12 protein-coding genes are annotated in these 15375 nt (G+C 38.2%); all 12 read right to left on the bottom strand.

The genetic code is table 11. From position 1 onward, the window contains the following. Positions 1 to 14 precede the first annotated feature (14 nt). The gene (locus SAY88_RS04570) at positions 15 to 986 is read right to left on the bottom strand and encodes an ABC transporter permease (protein ID WP_332629708.1); all 972 of its coding nucleotides are present in this window, start codon (positions 984 to 986) and stop codon (positions 15 to 17) included. Next, complete coding sequence (locus SAY88_RS04565; RefSeq protein ID WP_332629706.1) at positions 967 to 2463, bottom strand: sugar ABC transporter ATP-binding protein; 1497 nt, start codon at positions 2461 to 2463, stop codon at positions 967 to 969. The genes SAY88_RS04570 and SAY88_RS04565 overlap by 20 nt, the downstream gene beginning before the upstream one ends. A 51-nt stretch (positions 2464 to 2514) precedes the next feature. Beyond that, positions 2515 to 3699: a levoglucosan dehydrogenase gene (locus SAY88_RS04560; protein WP_332629704.1), complete on the bottom strand. Its 1185-nt coding sequence runs from the start codon at positions 3697 to 3699 to the stop codon at positions 2515 to 2517. 27 nt (positions 3700 to 3726) lie between these two features. Then, the gene (locus tag SAY88_RS04555; protein ID WP_332629703.1) at positions 3727 to 4914 is read right to left on the bottom strand and encodes a substrate-binding domain-containing protein; all 1188 of its coding nucleotides are present in this window, start codon (positions 4912 to 4914) and stop codon (positions 3727 to 3729) included. 21 nt (positions 4915 to 4935) lie between these two features. Then, positions 4936 to 5745: a sugar phosphate isomerase/epimerase family protein gene (locus SAY88_RS04550; RefSeq protein ID WP_332629701.1), complete on the bottom strand. Its 810-nt coding sequence runs from the start codon at positions 5743 to 5745 to the stop codon at positions 4936 to 4938. A 248-nt stretch (positions 5746 to 5993) separates the two neighbouring features. Beyond that, entirely contained in the window at positions 5994 to 6989 is a 996-nt protein-coding gene (locus SAY88_RS04545) for a LacI family DNA-binding transcriptional regulator (RefSeq protein ID WP_332629700.1), read from the bottom strand. A 235-nt stretch (positions 6990 to 7224) separates the two neighbouring features. Next, positions 7225 to 8088, bottom strand: coding sequence for a sugar phosphate isomerase/epimerase family protein (locus tag SAY88_RS04540; protein WP_332629699.1), 864 nt, complete (start codon positions 8086 to 8088; stop codon positions 7225 to 7227). Positions 8089 to 8121: 33 nt separating this feature from the next. Further along, positions 8122 to 9153 carry a zinc-dependent alcohol dehydrogenase family protein gene (locus tag SAY88_RS04535; RefSeq protein ID WP_332629698.1) on the bottom strand — a complete coding sequence of 344 codons (1032 nt, stop codon included), beginning with the start codon at positions 9151 to 9153 and terminating at the stop codon, positions 8122 to 8124. A 125-nt stretch (positions 9154 to 9278) separates the two neighbouring features. Beyond that, a complete protein-coding gene (locus tag SAY88_RS04530) occupies positions 9279 to 10472 on the bottom strand; it encodes a substrate-binding domain-containing protein (RefSeq protein WP_332629696.1) in 1194 nt (397 codons plus the stop codon). 453 nt (positions 10473 to 10925) lie between these two features. Further along, positions 10926 to 11648: a LytR/AlgR family response regulator transcription factor gene (locus SAY88_RS04525; protein ID WP_332629695.1), complete on the bottom strand. Its 723-nt coding sequence runs from the start codon at positions 11646 to 11648 to the stop codon at positions 10926 to 10928. 226 nt (positions 11649 to 11874) lie between these two features. After that, on the bottom strand, positions 11875 to 14787 hold the full coding sequence (locus SAY88_RS04520) for a substrate-binding domain-containing protein (RefSeq protein ID WP_332629694.1): 2913 nt from the start codon (positions 14785 to 14787) through the stop codon (positions 11875 to 11877). A 397-nt stretch (positions 14788 to 15184) separates the two neighbouring features. Further along, on the bottom strand, positions 15185 to 15340 hold the full coding sequence (locus SAY88_RS04515; RefSeq protein WP_332629693.1) for a hypothetical protein: 156 nt from the start codon (positions 15338 to 15340) through the stop codon (positions 15185 to 15187). Positions 15341 to 15375 lie beyond the last annotated feature (35 nt).

The following is a 15375-nucleotide window of genomic DNA, read 5'->3' as shown; positions in this document are numbered from 1 at the left end:
AAACTGTTTTTTCTTTATCGTTTCTTTGCTTTGCGTCCAAACGCTACTGCTAAAATAATAATCAAGCCACTAACCATCATTTGCTGACTTACATCTAAGCCCATAATGATTAAGCCATTATTAATCGTTCCAATTAAAATTGAACCAAAAATCGTTCCAACGACTGTTCCAACTCCGCCAAACAGACTCGTTCCACCAAGAATAACGGCTGCAATAACAGAAAGCTCTGCCCCTTCACCGAATGTAAAACGACCGGCCTCAAGTCTACCTGCATATAACATACCAGCAAAACCAGCCATCATCCCTGAAGATATTAAGGCGATTAGTTTGACACGAGCTGTATTGATCCCTGAGAATCTAGCTGCGCTTTCATTTCCCCCTGTTGCAAGAGTTTGTCTGCCAAACGTTGTTTTTCTTAAAACAATATGACCGATTACCGCTATTAAAATCGTCCAAACGAAAAGCATCGGAATCGGCCCTAAGCTTCCAGAACCAAATAAGAAAATAAATGCATCGTTTAAGATTGGTACAGGAGCTGTTCCTGTAATCCACATCGCAATCCCTTTCACAATAATCATCATTCCAAGCGTGACAAGGAAGGATGGAATTAACACCTTGGTAACTAAAAGTCCATTAATTAAACCGATAAAGGCGCCTGTCCCAATTCCAGCAAGGATTCCACCAATAACGCCAAATGATTGAATCGCTAATGCCGCTGTTAAGGAAGATAAGGCCGCAATCGAACCAACCGATAAATCAATTTCGGCAGTTGAGATCACGAATGTTACCGCTACAGCCATAATTGAAATCATTGCTGTTTGTCTAACAATATTTAAAAGGTTATTGGTTGATAAAAATCCATAATCATATAGCGTGATTGAGAATGTGATAAAAACTCCGATAAAAGCAATATAGACAATATAATTTCGCCAATCAAAAGCAGGACGTTTTGTTGCAGTTGTAGTATTAATGATTTTGGATTGCATGCTCTAAATCCTCCTCTGATTTAATTTCCTCACGTGATAATTCACTTGTTACCTTGCCATTTTTTAACGTAATAATTCTATCTGAAACAGCTAAAAGCTCTGCTAGTTCAGAAGAAATGACAATAACGGCTTTCCCCTGATCAGCTAACTCACGAATAATTTCAATAATCTCGGATTTTGAACCGATATCAACTCCATTTGTCGGCTCATCAAGGATTAATATATTCGGTTCGTTTGCTAACCATTTTGCAAGAACAATTTTTTGCTGATTCCCGCCTGATAAGAGATTTGTAGACTTATAGATACTATCCGTTTTAATATTTAACTTTTCAACGAACTGCTCGGATAGTTGATCTACTTTCTTCTTATTGATAAACCCAGATTTCGATACTTTGTTTAAGATTGGGTAAATGATATTTTCTTTTACTTCGTGGGTCAGTACTAACCCTTGTACTCGTCGATCTTCTGGAACTAACGCAATCCCAGCGCGAATGGCGTCTTGCGGCTGTTTTATTCTGACCGCTTGACAATCCACAAAGACCTCTCCAGACGTAATTGGGTCGATACCAAATATCGCTTGCGCCAGTTCTGTCCGGCCGCTTCCCATTAAGCCTGCAATACCAAGAATTTCACCTTTATATACACAGAGATCGACTCCATTTACTTTTGATCCTGAATGTAAGTCCTTCGTTTCTAATATCACTTCTTCTTTTGAATATGAACGAGGTTTCCAACCAAAGCTTGACTCCATCGATTTCCCAACGATATGTTGAACAAGCTCTTCCATGGTTAAATCAGCTGTTGGGCTGGTAATCACAAATTTGCCATCCCGCAGTACAGTTATGCGGTCGGACACTTGAAAGATTTCATCCATTCTATGTGAAATATAAATGATTGACATGCCTTCTGACTTTAATGTCTCAATTAACTCAAACAATGTTTCGGTTTCATTTTTTGATAAGGTTGCGGTTGGCTCATCCATAATTAAGATACTTGCCTTTTGAGCAAGTGCCTTGGCAATTTCAGTCATTTGCCAAAAGCCGACACTTAGATTTTCGATTAACATATCTGGACTAATATTGACATTTAATTGCTTTAAAAGATCTTCAGTTTGAACATACATCGCTTTTTCATCTAAAAATCCATTGCTTTTCTTTAATTCACGATTTAAAAAAATGTTTTGTTTTACTGTTAAGGAAGGGATCACACTAAATTCCTGGAAAATCATCGCTACACCATTTTCTTGTGCATCTTGCGGCTTTTCAATCTCTACCTCTTTGTCATTAATGACAATTTTCCCGCTATCTTTCTGATAGACACCCGTTAGAATTTTCATTAACGTTGACTTTCCAGCTCCATTCCCACCCATTAGTGCATGAACTTCGCCTTTTTCTAACTCAAATTCAACATGATCAAGTACATTTATCCCATTAAAAGATTTTGATATTTCTGACATTCTCAATGCTAGCTTTGTCATAAAATCACCCTTTGTTTTAAAGGGGGTAATGAATTACCCCCTTTATTGTAATTAAGGAATCGTTACTTCTAATTTTTTTACTTTTACCCACTCGCCTTTTTCAGCAGATTCCAAAATTGCATCACTAATCACACAAATTTGGTATCCATCATCAAAGTTAGGGGAAACCTCCGTGTCATCTGCAATGGCTTTCACAAAATCATAGACTTCGATAATTTTCGTATCTCCATAACCGATTCCTAATGCAGGAATTGGCCATAGCCCTTCTCCGTATGGGTGTGCAGGACCTGTATATACTGTTCTAAAGCCTTTACGATCGGCTGGGTCATCGGCAAAGAAAACTTGTAATTCATCGCGACGCTCATAGTTAAAAATAAGTGAACCTTTCTCCCCGTGAATTTCAAATGTAAGGAAGTTGTTTCTGCCGTGAGCGTTACGAGTTGCTTCAATACTTCCAACGGCTCCATTTTCAAATTTTAAAAGTGTCATTAACTCATCATCAACATCAACTTGTCCTTTTGGTACATCTTCCGCTGACTTTACGGTTCCTAATTTATCAACACCGCCAGTTTGGATCGGTCTTTCTTTCACCCATGTTTGTGTATGTGCCATTACATCAGAGATTTCACCAACTAAATATCTTGCAAAATCAACGACATGTGTCCCGATATCTCCTAACGCCCCCGAACCAGCAATGTCTTTTTTAAATCTCCAAGAAAGTGGAGAATTCGGGTCTGCAGACCAATCTTGCAGATACGTTCCACGGAAATTCAATACTTTTCCGATCGCTCCTTCTTCAATATATTTTTTCGCAAGGGCAACAGCAGGTGTTCTACGGTAGTTAAATGCAACCATATGCTTGACTCCTGCTTCTTTGACCGCATCCAGCATCGTTTTCGCCTCAGCTGCATTACGAGCTAATGGCTTTTCTGAAATAATGTGTTTTCCTGCTTTTGCTGCTGCAATCGCAATCTCTGCATGAGAATCATTCGGAGTTACAATGTCAACGATGTCAATATCAGGGTTGTTGATAATATCCATCCAATTTGCTGTATATTCGTCGTATCCAAGTCGAGCTGCAGCATCTTTCGCTAACTCTTCTGTTACATCGGCCACCATTTTCCGATGTGTCAGCCCTGGAGCTGGCCAGAAATACATTGGCATCCCTGCATATGCTAGTGAATGTGCTTTTGCCATAAATCCTGCACCAATTAAACCTACGTTATATGTTTTCATTTTGAAATTCCTCCTCTAATATCCTTGTTATTTTGACAATGCATCTTGAACTTCTTGTGGAGCTGATGTCGAGTAAACCATTTCCCATGCGTCGAGAATATTTTCCTGTGTTACAGTTAAAGCAGGTACGGCCACGTAAGATGGCGTTTCCTTATCTAACAGTGCGTAACCAGCTAAAATGGCTTCTGCGACTCCTTGGTCATAAGGAAGTTGGGCTCCTAGTCCTTTAATCGAACCACCTCTTGCAATGTTCAAAGCTACATTTGCACCTAAATCAATGGTTGTAATGACTAAATCATCTCTACCCGCTGTTCTAGCAGCTGCTACTATTCCTTCAGTTGGTACATCCCACACACCAAAGATGCCGTCTAGATCAGGGTTTGTTGTCAACATGGCTGAAGCTACCTGTAATCCGTCATCAGGACCACTAATGCCGCCACGCGCTACAATTTCAATGTTTGGGTACTTTTCTTGAATTGTTGCTTCAAATGCTTCCGTTCTTTGTTTTGTGACAAAGAAGTCTGCATCATGGTAGACGACACCAATTTTCCCTTCTCCGCCAAGTTCTTCCGCCATTACTTCAGCAGCTGCAATTCCATTTCCATAGTTATCAGCAGAAACAACGCTTACATAGTGTTCTTCATGGGTTAAATTGCTCGGTACATTGTCCATAAAGACTAATTTAGTACCTTGTTCAGCAGCTCTTTTAAACGCAGAAGCAGTCGAAACAGGATCTGTTGGAATACTTACGATAATATCTGGATTTCTTGCCATTACGGTTTCAAGATCAGCCACTTGCTTCTCTGCACTAAATTGCGCATCCGTTACGGCAATGACTTCAATTCCCATTTTTTCAAATGTCGTCTCCAATCCATTTATTTGCGCTTTTGACCAATCATTTCCTGCATAGTGCATAACGAGAGCTGCTTTATAATTTCCTTCTTTAATTTTTTCAATATCTTCTACGGTAAGCTCAAGCGTCGTAGCAGATACCGCCGACTCTCCATATGGCCCTTCACTTTGAATGACAGCATCGGCATCAATATTTGGATTAATCGTGATTGGCTCAAGGACAGTTTCTTCAGTCTTTGTTTCTGAGCTGTTAGATGATGAAAGCTCCTCCTCACTGCTTGATGTGCTTTCTGTATTACAACCAGCTAAGACAAGCATTCCTGCCGCAAGCGACGCGACCGCAAATCTTTTAAACTTTTTCAATTTCAACCCCCCATTTATGTTTTATTTATAAAATTTGTTTAGGAAATCTAAGCTGATCTCTGCTCCTTGCTTCGGATTGGTGTAACTATCTAATTCCACCGTTACCCATCCGTCGTAATTCATTGCTTGAAGCGCTTCAATTACTCCTTGTAAGTTTTGCTCTCCCTCACCTAATGGCAGGAAGTCTCCACCTTTTAAATCTTTCAAGTGAACGTAAGGGATACTATCCTTATATTTTTTAATAAATTCAATCGGATCTCCGCCGCCCGCTTCAATGTGGGCTGTATCCGGGCAAAAGTTAATCGATGTAAATTGTGCAATCTTCTCGACTTGCTCTGGAGACTCTCCCAATGAACCTAAGTGCGGATGATAGCTCGCAACTAACCCATTTGCTTTCGCAATCTCACTTACGCGTTCTAGAGCTTGTCCTAATTTTTCATAGTCGCTTTCTAAAATTCCTGTACTTCTTAGCGCTCCCCCGCCAACGACTAAATGCTCTGCACCGAATTCAGCAGCAAGACTTGCCGCCTTTTCAATTTTTGCTAGCTCTTCCTCGAGGATTTCATCGAAAATAAAGTTTCCTCCAGAATAAACACCAATCAACTTTAGCTTTAAAGAGTCCATCAATGTTTGAAACTCTTCTTTCTTGTTTTCATATTGCAGCAGATTTCCATCGAAAATTTCAAAGCCCTTATATCCTATACTTGAAAGATCCTCTAATGCTTCTTCTGTTGAGCCATTTGCTAAGTAATAACAATCTTTAATAGAAGTTACTCCTGCCGGGTGACCAACAACGCCACCCCATGTATTTGTTTGGTATCCTAGTTTCATATTTTTCTCCTCCAATTCAAATCAAGTAATTTGTACAGTTTTCACACGATCGATTGCTTGCATCACCCCCCTTGAAGAATGTAAAGGATTACAATTAAAAACAGTGAAAATTCTAGAATCCTACTAAAAAGTGGGAATAATTTGTAAAGGATTACATTTAACCAAACTAAAACTCCCAATTAACTAAGAATTACAAACTGATTGTGGCTATATTTTGTAAAGGATTACATTTTAGCAACTTACTTTTTTCAGAGCTTTTTCACGCAAGAATTTCTGATAATAAGCTTGTCATCTAAAATATATTGATTTCTAATAATCTTTTTATTTTTCATCAGCTTTATAAGCAGATCCATCGCTTTGTTCCCAATTTCAAAAGCCGGTTGAGCAATCGTCGTAAGCTCTGGTTCAACAATCGTTGAAAACTTGATATTATCAAATCCTATGACTGAGATATCAGCAGGAACTCGAAAATGTTTAGACTTGATTGCCTTAATGGCCCCAAGTGCCATTTCATCATTAGCGGCAAACACTCCAGTGGGAAGCTGATTTAGAGCCAGCAGCTTATTCATTACATTAAAGCCACTTTCATAAGTGAAATCCCCTTCTTGAATAAGTACCGGATCGACCGTTACATTATATTGGGCCAACGCTTGATAAAATCCCTTTAGCCGATCCTGTCCGAGAACGCTGGTAGTCGGTCCTGATATAAAGGCTATTTGTCTATGTCCCAATCGAATCAGATATTCGGTCGCTTTTCTTGCAGCACTGATATTATCAATTGATACTGTTGGGATACTTGAACCTTCTATATATTCACAAGCTAGAACGACGGGATATTGATTTTCTACTATATTTACAAGTTCTGAATTCATTACTGTTAAAAAAATCATGCCGTCTGCTTTCTTCTGTCTAAGAAGATCTACATAACCACTCTCTAACTCTAAGTCATTGGTTGTATCTTTTAATAAAACTTGATAACCATTTGCGGCTGCAACATATTCGATCCCTCTAAGAACCTTCGAGAAAAAGGGATTTGAAATATCTGGAACAACGACAATGACTGTCTTTGTCTCTAGCGTTCGTAACTGGCGGGCTAATATATTGGGATGGTAATCTAAATCTTTTATCGCTTCCAAAACCCTTCCCATCGTTTCTTCCCTAACAGTATGGGGACTGCTTAACACCCTTGAAACGGTAGCAGTAGAAACTTTAGCCCTTTTGGCTACATCAATGATTCCAACCATTTTTGTTCGCTCATTTCTTTTTTTTTAACTCTATGCTTGCATTGTAAACGTATTCAGGATTGGTGTCTAACTAGCTTCAGGCACCATTTTATCATTTTCGGAAGCGCTCACTTTTAATTCAGACACGAATTTCATTCATTCAGACAAAAAAATCACAAATTATAAGAATTTTTAAAGCCCGGAATCAACTTTTGTCGATTACGGGCTTGCTAGTCTACAAATATGTTCATTTAAGTTAGAGGCTGATCCTCTCGCTATCTCCATAAATCTGCTTTACTTTTCCTCTTAAAAATTCAATTGATTTTTTCGCATACCAATCAGGTTCTGCTTGTCTTGTGTGAAATCCTACTTCCATTGATAAGTACCCATCATAGTTAATGTCTTTTAATGCTTTCAATACTGCGTCGAAGTCACATCTTCCTTCTCCAGGTGGAAGACGATCATTATCAGAAATATGAACGTGATGAAGTTTATCTGCCATCTTGTACACATAGTCACTTGGAACTTCATTCCGATACAAAGCATGGAACGTATCAAACATAACCTTTACATTCGATAATCCGGTTTGCTCACTTAATAGTAAGGCATCATCTGCTGTCTCTATTAAATTACTATCTGCCGGCGTAGGCTCAATGACCATCGTGACACCAAGATCTTTTGCATATTCGGCGACTTCCGTTAACGCTTCTAAGCTATAATTCCAAGCTTCCGTTTGAGATGTCCCGTGAACTACCCAGCCTGCAATCCACATCACAGTCGGGCATTCCCATTCAGAGGCTAACCGAACGACATCCTTATAATGTTGAATCGTAAACTCCCTTTCCTCTTTCAAAGGGGAACTAGGATTTACTCCAGGTCCGCCACCGGGTGCAGGAAGCATTGCAGATACTTTTAAATTCTTCTCCTTAAGTAAATGTAAAATCTCTCGTCTTCGTTCCGGTGATAAATAATCTGGCCAAGCATGCGGACTTGCACATCCAATCTCAATGGCGTCATATCCAAACGAAGACAGTCTTTTGATCACCTCTTCTAATGGATACGAAGGAACCCAAACTGGAAAACCACTATAAGCCCACGTATTAAAAGAAATACCTTTCACTTTCAACAACTCCTTCTTCGTCCCTTTGAATGTTTATTCCCAAACAAACACAGCTTTTTCTGTTTTTCTTTCATCGAATAATTTGAAAGCTTTCTCTGCTTCTTCTAACGTAAACGTATGGGTTACTAACTTTTCTACAGGTAATTGTTTTCTAACAATGAATTCTGCAATCTCATCAAATTCCTGGATTGGAAAATACCACGAACCCATGACTGTTATCTGTTTACGGATTAACTGCTCACTTGGGTGGATTTTCAGTTCCTTATTTTCACCTATAAAAGCAACTCTTCCATGAGCTCTTACACTATTTAATGCATCATTTTCCGCAAATGGACTACCAGAACAATCGATAGCCGCATCTGCTCCGCGATCGTTTGTAATCTTACTAATTTCTGCTAATATATTAACGTTCTTCCCATTGAGTGTATAATCTGCTCCTAATTCTTTCGCAATCTCTAGCCGTTCATCTAACATATCAACAGCAATCACTGTCGCTCCAAACCCTTTTGCAACCATGACACCTGCTCCACCCATAGGTCCCATGCCAAAGATGACGAGCGTATCTCTTCCTGAAATCGCCATTCTTTTTTGAGCGTGATATAACGTACCAACCGCATCTGTAGAAACAGCAGCCGTAATATAACTCATCTCATCAGGAAGTCTCATGCAGTTTTCTTCAGGTACAACCATATAATCGGCATCTCCTCCATGAGAATCAAAACCGATACATTTAAATTCCTTGCAAAACATTTTATATCCGCTTTTACAATGTGCACATTCTCCACATCCAAGCGCTAAGTATACCGCAACCCGATCACCAGATTTAAAATTTGCTACACCTGCTCCTACTTCTTTTATCACGCCTGCTGGCTCATGCCCAGGAACTGTACAACCTGTTTTTGTTCCTTCAAATACAGAAGTCCCGTAATACAAACTCATATCACTGCGGCAAATAGCAGAGGCTTTTAATTGAACCAGTACTTCCCCCTGCCCCGGCTTGGGAATCTCCATTTCTCTTACTTCTACTTTTTTATCACCAGGAAAAAACACAGCTTGCATCGTCATAGCATAACCTCCCAAATTCGTATTATTGTTGCAACTCTCTTAAAAAAAGCAACTCGTTTTGAAGTCTCCTTAAACTTCTAGACTAGAATTCTTCAAATACGAGTTCAATAGTTAAAGATTCATTGTTATTCTTTCAGTGCATTCTGGACATTTGCAGGCGCTTCTACTCCATAGATAAGCTCCCAAGCCTCTAAAACATTTTCTTGTGTTACTTTAATAGCTGGAGAAGCAACGTAAGGAGGTGCCTCTTTTCCAAGAACGGCATACCCTGCAAGGATTGCTTGAGCTACACCTTGATCATAAGGAAGTTGAGCTCCAAGTCCTTTTACAATTCCATCAGAAGCGATCGATCTCGCAACATTCTCCCCTAAATCAACGGTTGTAATAATTAAATCTTCTCTGCCGGCTGCTCGTGCAGCAGACATGACACCCTCTGCCGGCACATCCCAAGGAGCGAAAATTCCATCTATATCAGGGTTTCTAGTAATCATCGCTGATGCTACTTCCTCTCCATCATTCGGGCCCGTAATTCCACCTGTTGTAACGGTTTCAATGTTTGGGTACTCATTTTTAATCGTTTCCTCAAAAGCATCAGAACGGTTTTTTGTTACAAAGAAATTAACATCATGATAGACGACACCTATTTTTCCTTCCCCGCCTAGCTTTTCTGCCATAATATGAGCTGCTGCTGCACCATTCCCGAAGTTATCTCCTGATACAATACTTACATAATCTTCACCAGGCTCAAGCCCTTCTGCGACCCCATCCATAAATACTACGTTTACTCCTTGCTCAATTGCTTGTTTATATGCCCCTGCTGTCGAGACTGCATCAACCGGCACAGAGATCATGATATCAGGCTGCCTAGCTAACACGGTTTCAATATCATTTACTTGTGTTTCGGCACTGAACTGCGCATCCGTTTCTGCAATTACTTTAATTCCCATTCTTTCAAAGGTTTCTCGCATTGCACCAACTGCGGCATTCATATAATCCGTACCGGAATAATGCATAACAATCGCTGCTGTGTAGCCTCCCTCTCTAATTTGCTGAAGTTCTTCCTCAGTAAGGATTAAATCCTTTGCTGATTCAGCTTGCTCACCATGTGGTCCTATATCTAAGACATCCAAGTCAGGAATATCTGGATTAATCGTCAATGGTCCTGTAAACGTACTATCTGGATCTGCCTCTTCTTCTATTTCTTTTACCACTTCATCATTGTCTGCAACTGTTTCCGAAACTTCTTCACCATTGCAACCAACAATGAAAACACTTAGTCCTAACATGAAAAGCATAGAAAGTAGAATTCTCTTTTTCATAATGAAACCTCCCTTTTTTATAAAAGCCTTGGAAAAATCATGATTCTTAAAAAGAATTATTGCTTCACGTTTTCCATCACCTCCTCACAAAAATGTAACCGATTACAAAATATACATAGTTCATATTAAACAACTAAACATACTAGGAATTATAGATTAAACTGACTTCTATTCCTTTTCGATTGTTCTTACATTGGGTTTTATGTTTCTCTTTTATTGCTATAACCAAATTGTAAACGCACTCACTAATCGTGTCTAACAAGCTTTAGACATGTAATCTATTCAATCGGAAGCGTTATCATTTTATTCGATATTCTTTTTCATTCTTTTAGACAAAATGGTCATAATTTTTAAAAAGATTAAAGCCCACAATAATCATTAAGTTATCGTGAGCTTTTGTAATCATTTAATGATGGTTTAAAAAAGGCTGCCTTTACCATTTTCACTGTCTTTTTAATTGGATACTGATTTTAAATGTTGTAATTCTACTAATTTCTGCTTTGAAACCCTTGCTGTTTCGTTATAGTTTTTGAAATAAGCCTTATACATTCGACCAGCTGTCTCTACTCTTGCTAATTGATCTAGATTTATTAGATAAGACCTATGTGTTGCCATAAAACGGGGCCCGAGAACGTTTTCGTAAGTCGTTAATGGCTCATTTGTTTCATATTTATTATCCTTCGTATGAATAACCGTTTTCCTGTCCAATTTTTCAATAAATAGAATCTCTTCAGGTGGGAGAAAAGTAATTTGATTGTTTCTTTTTATCATGATATCTTTATTTTTTGAAGTTTTTTCACTTGGTATACCGCTTTGATATAACCTTTTTTCCACTCTTTCTAAAGCTGTATACAGTCTATCCCTTTCGATCGGTTTAACAATATAATCAACAGCACTGACGTCAAAAGCATCTAAAGCATATTGATCATGTCCTGTTGTAAAAATTACTTCTAAAGAGGGAAGTAGCTTTTTGCAGGATTTAACTGCTTCTAGTCCATTCAGTAAAGGCATACCAATATCAACTAAGGCGATATCTGGTTTATTCTCCATGACAGAGCGGATTAATTCTTCTCCATTGGCCGCTTCTGCAACAACTTGAAATTGTGGAAGCGTTTCAATAAAGCACTTTAATAGTTTTCTTGAAGCCTTATCATCCTCAGCAATCAATATTTTCATTTATAAGTACCCTCCAATAATTGGCCTATTATTAATGTCCACCTATTTGTGAATGTTATTAGGACAACTATGAAAAAAAAGATTTTTTCTACATATGATTAATTGCATCAATTATTTTATATTTCAGTAAATAAGGATATTTAGGAAGCGTTCCATTTATTTATTACTTCTCCTTTTAATTGTACTAAGCACCTACACACTTTTGGCATAGATACTCGGCTTTTCCTTATTTTAATGTACGTTGAATAAGATCGGGAGCATCCTCATTGTAAACAAGCCTCCAAGCTTCTAATAGATTTTTATTTGTTACTCTTAGAGCTGGAACAGCCACATAAGGTGGTGTTTGTTTTCTGAGAAGTGCATACCCTGCCAATATCGCTTCTGCTACACCTTGTTGATAAGGAAGCTGGGCACCCAATCCTTTTATGCTTCCATCCTTGGCCATTTCTAGTGCAGCATTAAAGCCTAAGTCAATCGTCGTGATGACTAAATCACTTTTTCCAACAGCTTCAGTTGCCTTCATAGCTCCTTCTGCAGGTACATCCCATACAACGAACATGCCATTCATGTCAGGATTTTTTCTAATCATATCAACTGCCACTTTTTCTCCATGACTTGGGTCGGTTAAGCCTTCCTGGGCAACGAGTTCAATACTGGGGTATTGCTGCTTAATCGTCTCTTCAAAACCTTCTGTTCTTTGTTTTGTTGCAAAGAAATCGGCATTGTAATTGATCATGCCAACCTTCCCTTTTCCTCCTAATTCTTGACCCATAATATGAGCTGCCTCAATACCGTTGCCAAAGTTATCAGTAGAAACGATGCTGACATAATCTTTACCATGCTCTAGCCCCTTTGGAACATTGTCCATAAATACTAGCTTTACGCCTGCGTTCGCAGCCTTTTTGTAAACACTTGCCGTAAAGATTGGGTCTACTGGAATGCTTACAATAATATCTGGCTTTTGAATCAAAATGGTCTCAATATCTTCTACTTGCTTTTCCCATTTAAATTGTGCATCCGTTACAGCAATTACCTCTATCCCCATTTTCTCAAAAGTTGATGTTACACCTGCAATTTGAGACTTTGACCAATCATTGTCGGCATAGTGCATTGCTATAGCCGCCCTATACTTCTTTTCCTTAATTTTTTTTAGCTCTGTCAAAGATAATTGAAGCGTCTTTGCTGAAACCGCCTCTTCTCCATACGGGCCTGTACTTAATATCGTATGATGTGGAATATTTTGTGTAATCGTATTGTTTAATGTCTCACTTACAGTATTCAAAAACTCTTTAACATGAATTGGTTTTGACAAATAATTATCAAACCCCTTGTCCAAAGTATGTTGAATATCTTGAGGCATCGCATTTGCACTTACAGCAATAACAGCGATCCCTTTTGTTTGTTCCTTTGCTTTTAACATATCAAACACTGCATAACCATTCATATCCGGGAGATTTAGATCAAGCAATATTAGATCTATTTTTTCTAAAGCAGCCTTTTTGATCCCTTCTTTCCCGTTGTTAGCTGTTAACAGTGTATAGGAAGGATGAGATTTAATAATGTTTTTCACTAAGTTCAGATTAGATTCATTATCTTCAATATATAACAAGCGATAGTGTTCTGACCTTCCCTCTACTTTCTTAATCGATTCTACCTCGTCTTCCCAACGTATAACAGGCTTTAAATTTTTGGGAATAGGCAGACTAAAACAAAATTCACTGCCTTGCCCCTTTTTACTTCTTACACTTATTTCGCCGCCCATTTGTTGCACAAGCTGCTTAACTATAGCCAAACCAATCCCTGTCCCCTCTTCTTTTGTACCTTCCACTCGGTAAAACGGAACAAATATTTTGTGATATTCTTCTACTGAAAAACCAACACCCGTATCAACAATATGAACAAATTGATCGTCTCCTTCCAAATAACTGTTGATCATGATGTTACCATTTTGACGATTATATTTAATGGCATTTTCTAAAAGGTTAAGGAGTATTTGCTTCAGTCGAACAGGATCAGCTAGAACGACCATATCATGCTGTGGATCTAGTTGTTTTTGAATACGAATATTTTTCTTTTTAGCGAGAGGCTCAACTATATTGATGCATTCATCAATAATGTTTAAAAGAGGGACCTCTTCTATCGAAACTTTTAATTTACCCGTTTCAATTCTCGATAAATCTAAAACTTCATTAATTAAATTTAATAAATGACCTCCCCCTTTTAAGATCTCCTGCACATAATCGCGTTGTTGGTCATTTAACGAGTCATCAAGCTCTAATAACTGCGCAAAACCAAAAATCCCATTTAACGGTGTTCGCAATTCATGACTCATTTTAGAAAGAAAGTCCGATTTAGCCCTATTTGCTTTTTCAGCCTCTTCTTTTGCTTGAATGTAGGTGTTCTCCATTTCTTTTCTTTCTGTAATATCAGAAATACTTACAAGTGAGGCGCGATCACTATGATCACGTATTGTAAGAGGTTTTGAGTTAACTGAAAGCCATTTAATTTGATTATTCTCGTTGTCCTTTACTCCCACAATCGAGTTATGGAAGGAAATGCCCTTCTCTAGTGTTTTCACTCCAGGTAGTTCAGAGTAAGGTAAATGGGATCCATCCTCTGCAACATATTCTACTTCCGTCCATCCATATGTATAATCGCCTTTTAAGCCGATCATCTTTTGAAAGTTTTCATTTAAAGCAGTGACTTTACCATCTTTTTCAATTATGATAACTGCTTCTGACATCGTTTGAAGAACGTCTTCATATAATGAGTTTGTATTGACTTGCTCATTTTCTAAAGATGATTTGTTACTTTGGATGAAAGTGCCTATAACCTCGACAATCTCACCATTATTAAATAAAGGTGCAAAAAAAGCTATGTAATCATTGCCTTTTAACTTTGTTTCATATTGAATAAATTGACCGTTCCAAGCTTGGTAACAATACTTGTTTATGATACCGGACAATTCACTAGGGAATATATCTTCTAGCTTTTTTCCATTCACATCTTCTTGGTTAAATCCCAAGAGCCAAAGACCATCAAAATACGTACAAATAAAGGTGCTCTTTCTTTTGGTAAATCGACAGACAAGTCCCCTTTCCGTAACGTTTAGTGGAGTATTAGATATAGAGTCAGACATTCATTTTCCTCCTAATCTACGGTTATTGAGTCCGTACAAAAATAATAAGGATATCTTCCCTCCTGAACATTAAAGTTGATACATGAGTAACTCTTTCATTATTGGCGCTTGAAATAGTGTACTTATTTATTCTCTAGTATGTTAATTTTTTTCTCATGAAAATAGACAAACCCTTTTCGTATTGTAAGAGCTTTACACTCCTCTTTTCTATTTTAAACTTGCCCATTTAGTAAGTCTAATAATCCTATAATTTGAAACCGCCCATTTTAATAACTTAAGTGACGTTTCACTGAATCTCAAAAAAAAATCATAGTATGCGATTGCACTAGCGAAAGAAGGTACTTTTAAAAAAACTCCCCTATTATGCATAATAGGAGAGCTTTAGCATCCATGTTACCTACACGTCAGAAGAGTCGTCGTAGTCGTAACGAAACCCGTCCGTTTGGGCTGTTGTTTTTTGACCTTGTTCAACTGGTGGCGATTGCTCATCTGCTGTTGATTGCATCGGTTGTTGCTGTTCTTGATTTTTTTTCATTGTTTTCCACTCCTTCATTGGACTCTAACAGCATGTAGTATGTATCAATCTCT

It is taken from the genome of Halalkalibacter flavus, from assembly GCF_036663575.1.
GTDB lineage: Bacteria > Bacillota > Bacilli > Bacillales > Bacillaceae_D > Halalkalibacter > Halalkalibacter flavus.
Note: the sequence above shows the minus strand (reverse complement) of the source record. Positions and strands in the feature narration are given on the sequence as shown.